Origin of the sequence: Novipirellula sp. (assembly GCF_041583735.1) — a bacterium.
In the GTDB taxonomy this organism is placed as follows: domain Bacteria; phylum Planctomycetota; class Planctomycetia; order Pirellulales; family Pirellulaceae; genus Novipirellula.
This window is the reverse complement of the sequence record NZ_JBFHFD010000839.1, coordinates 1-3173: the sequence shown is the minus strand read 5'-3', so window position 1 is coordinate 3173 and position 3173 is coordinate 1. Positions and strand designations below refer to the sequence as shown.

The 3173-nt window shown below is 58.7% G+C and carries 2 protein-coding genes; both read right to left on the bottom strand.

All coding sequences use genetic code 11. The features are described 5' to 3' along the window. A partial coding sequence (locus ABX962_RS33515) for a class I SAM-dependent methyltransferase (protein WP_372726027.1) occupies nt 1–806 on the bottom strand: 806 nt, incomplete at its 3' end. 165 nt (nt 807–971) lie between these two features. Next, complete coding sequence (locus tag ABX962_RS33510) at nt 972–2957, bottom strand: c-type cytochrome domain-containing protein (protein WP_372726026.1); 1986 nt, start codon at nt 2955–2957, stop codon at nt 972–974. Between the last annotated feature and the right edge of the window lie 216 nt (nt 2958–3173).

Genomic DNA, 3173 nt, shown 5'->3' with positions numbered 1-3173 from the left:
TTGGTGGGGCCACGAAACAGGTCGATCACAATCACACGGCCGCCTGGTCGAATCGACGCAAAGGCTCGTTTCAGCAGTGCGGCTTGTTCGGCGGGTTGTTGAGCAAACAGACGTTGGGCAATCAAGGCGATATCGAAATCGCTCGGCAAATGGTTCTCGGCGGCCGTTTCCGCCGACACTGGGTCGGCCTGGATCGCTGTGAAACGGGGGGCCAGTCCGATCGATTCGGCCATTGTGGTCGCCGCAGCGATCGGACCGGGGAAATCGACAGCGGTGATCGTCGCCTTGGCGTCGCGGTGAGCCATCGCACAGCTCCAGACGGCTGAACCACAACCGAGATCCAGAATTTTGGGGCCCTCGACCTCACCTTCGCCACCAATGTTCAGCATTTCAGCGGCCTCCATCGCAGCCGGGGTGTGTGCCCACTGGGTGGCTGCGACATGGTCAAAGTATTCGGTCGACGACACTGTCGCTCGGTCGCCTTTGCCAAGTACGCGGGCGGTTAGCTTTTGCCAGCGTTGGTCGCCGAGGTCTTTGTCGTATTGGCACAGCAGCTGAGCCGCTTGCGATAGCGCGTAGTCCTCGTCGTACTTTTCAAAGAATCCGATCGCGGTCATCGCGTCGAGCAGCAGTTGGGTGGGTTCGGCAGACAGCGAGAGCGTGGTGCAGAGTTGTTCGGCGGTGTGCTGCCCTTTCCGCAATTGGTCCATCAACCCTGTTTCTCGAGCCGAGCGAAGCAGATGAGAAACCGCATTGATCTGCATCAGTTCGTGATATTGATTCAGCGTCTGGTCACGAGAAGTCATCGTTGGCGTTTCACAATGGGGTGAGCGTATGGGGCCAGCGAAACGGTTTGGCCAGCGAAACAGTAATTCTGAATCGAAACGCGTTTCTTTCCAAGCCGAGGCAGGCGAAGTTTACCGCGGGCATGGGCCCTGCGCTGCGTCGCTACCACCCTACCCTGCTCTGCCCTACCCTTTCACCCATTTCAGCCACTGGGTGATGTAAGCGGCGGGAGTCGCGCGGAACGCGGTCTGGAACGCTTGATCAAAGGGCAAGCCGTCGCTGAGGTTGCGCATCAAGGCGTCAAAGCTCTTGCGGCGTCCGCGGTCCATCATCGACGCTGCGATGGCCATGCTGATTCGGTCGGTTTGTTCGGGCTTTAGTTTCTCATCGAGGAACTGTTTGGCGTCCTTCATCGCCACCACCGCCACAGAAATCTCGGCGTCTTCGCGGCGTTTGGCGTCGCGGTCTACCTTCGTTCCCGATTTGGAAAACACACTCGCTCCGACCCCTTCGGCAAACCAGCGTGGGACGTCCATCCCTCGCGTGGCCACGGCAAGGCTGACGAGCGGAGAAATTAAGCGAGTTGCGATCTCGTCGTCCTCATCGCGGTCCGTTGCGACCATGGCGATGTAGGCGTTGATTCCATCGAATTTCCAATGGGCGTTCCAGTCCGAAGGGACATCGCGAGCTTCGATCATCTTGGCGAATTCGCTGTAGTCGTAACGCCGAGGCATGACAAAAAGCGTCGCTTTGCCGCGAAAGAATTCTTCGCCATCGGCTGCATTGACGATCGTTTTGGCCCATTTCAACTCCTCCTCGGCCTTCCGCGCGACCAATTCCAACGTCGGTTTGGATGCGGTTCCCGTCACAAAGAAGTGATCGGTCGACACCGAGTGCATCTCGCCACCGCTGGCGTTTACCAATTTTAGGTCGTCTTCAGCATCCGCTTTTCGTTTGGCACTGATCTCGCTGGCGGAAGCCTTTTTCATCCACGCCAACTTGCTCATCACTTCGAGCGGTTGGTCCTTGCTGGCCCCATCGAGTGTGGCCCCTTCGTTGATCCAAGTCGAGATCAGTTGGATCGAGTCTTCGGAAAATGCGGGGCGACCTCCAGCGGGCATTCGTTCGCCGACCATGCCTCGCAATTTTTTGACAAGCAAGCTGTCGGCGGCGTTACCGGGCGAGATGATCGGGCCGCTATCCCCCCCTCGCATCATTCGCGCAAAGGTGTCTAGCTGCAGTCCGCCTCGCGTTTGCATCGCGTCGATGTGGCATCCCTTGCATGCGTCGACCAACATCGGAGCAATGTCGCCTGCGAAACTGACCGTTTCTTTCCCCGTCGCCTGTTTGATTTCTGGCATCGCGGTTTGGGTCGGCTCGTCCACCGGAGCGACTCCGCTGCCAGCGGATAGGGTGGCCGTCGGATCGGTGCCATCAAACTTGGCTCCGCCATTGATCCAAGTCTTCAGCGTCAACAACTCTTGAGCCGAGACGCTGCCGTTGGGCGGCATTGCGCCCGATTCGATCACTTCGACCAAGACGCTGTTGGGCACGTCGCCGGGGAACACGACGACGCCTGCCCGCGAGCCTTTCATCAGAGCTTCGTAGTTCGCCATGTTGAACCCGCCTTTGGATCCCGAAACATGGCATCGCCCACAACGACCTACCAAAATCGGAGCCACGTGCTGGGTGAAGCTGACACCGGCGGCAAAATCGACTTTCGGAGGCGTTGCATTAGGGGGCTGAGCCGATGGATCGTTGATGTCAAAAATAACCATCTCAGGCTGTTCGCCTTCGGTGGCACTCGCCGTGCCGTCGGCACTCGGATTGGCGACCGAAGGGAGAGTCGGACGACGAAACGGTGGCACCGCGACGCCTTCGAGTTCCAGCAGCGCGTGAGCGGTCGAAATTCGCTTCATCGCGGGTTCAAACGCGTCCAACAGTTCGGGCGATCCGACTTTCATTGCGATGTCGATCTGGTCCATCGCGCGCGTGATCGCCTCGCCCGCCGCTGAAAAATTGCCCGCTTTGTATTCAGTCCCCGCCGTGCGAATCGTCTGGTTGACGGTGTCAACCGCTCGCTTTTCACGAGCACTCAATTCGGCCGCGTTCGCCGATCCCTCCCACAGGAGAGCAGGCAGCACTAAAACAGTTAAAACCAGAAAACGCATCGGTATCGAACCAGGGCGAGAGGAGGCAAGCGGGGTAACACGGTCAGGGAATGAACGCGTGTGACCATTATAAAGTACCCGCTGAACGATTTCGTCCTCGAAATCCCGCTGCAGCGGTGAATTGGTCCAGGCAACGTCTCGGCTAACCGGAACGACCGTTACGGGGAGGGAGAGAGGGAGAGAGGGAGAGAGGGAGAGGGGGAGAGGGGGAGAGAG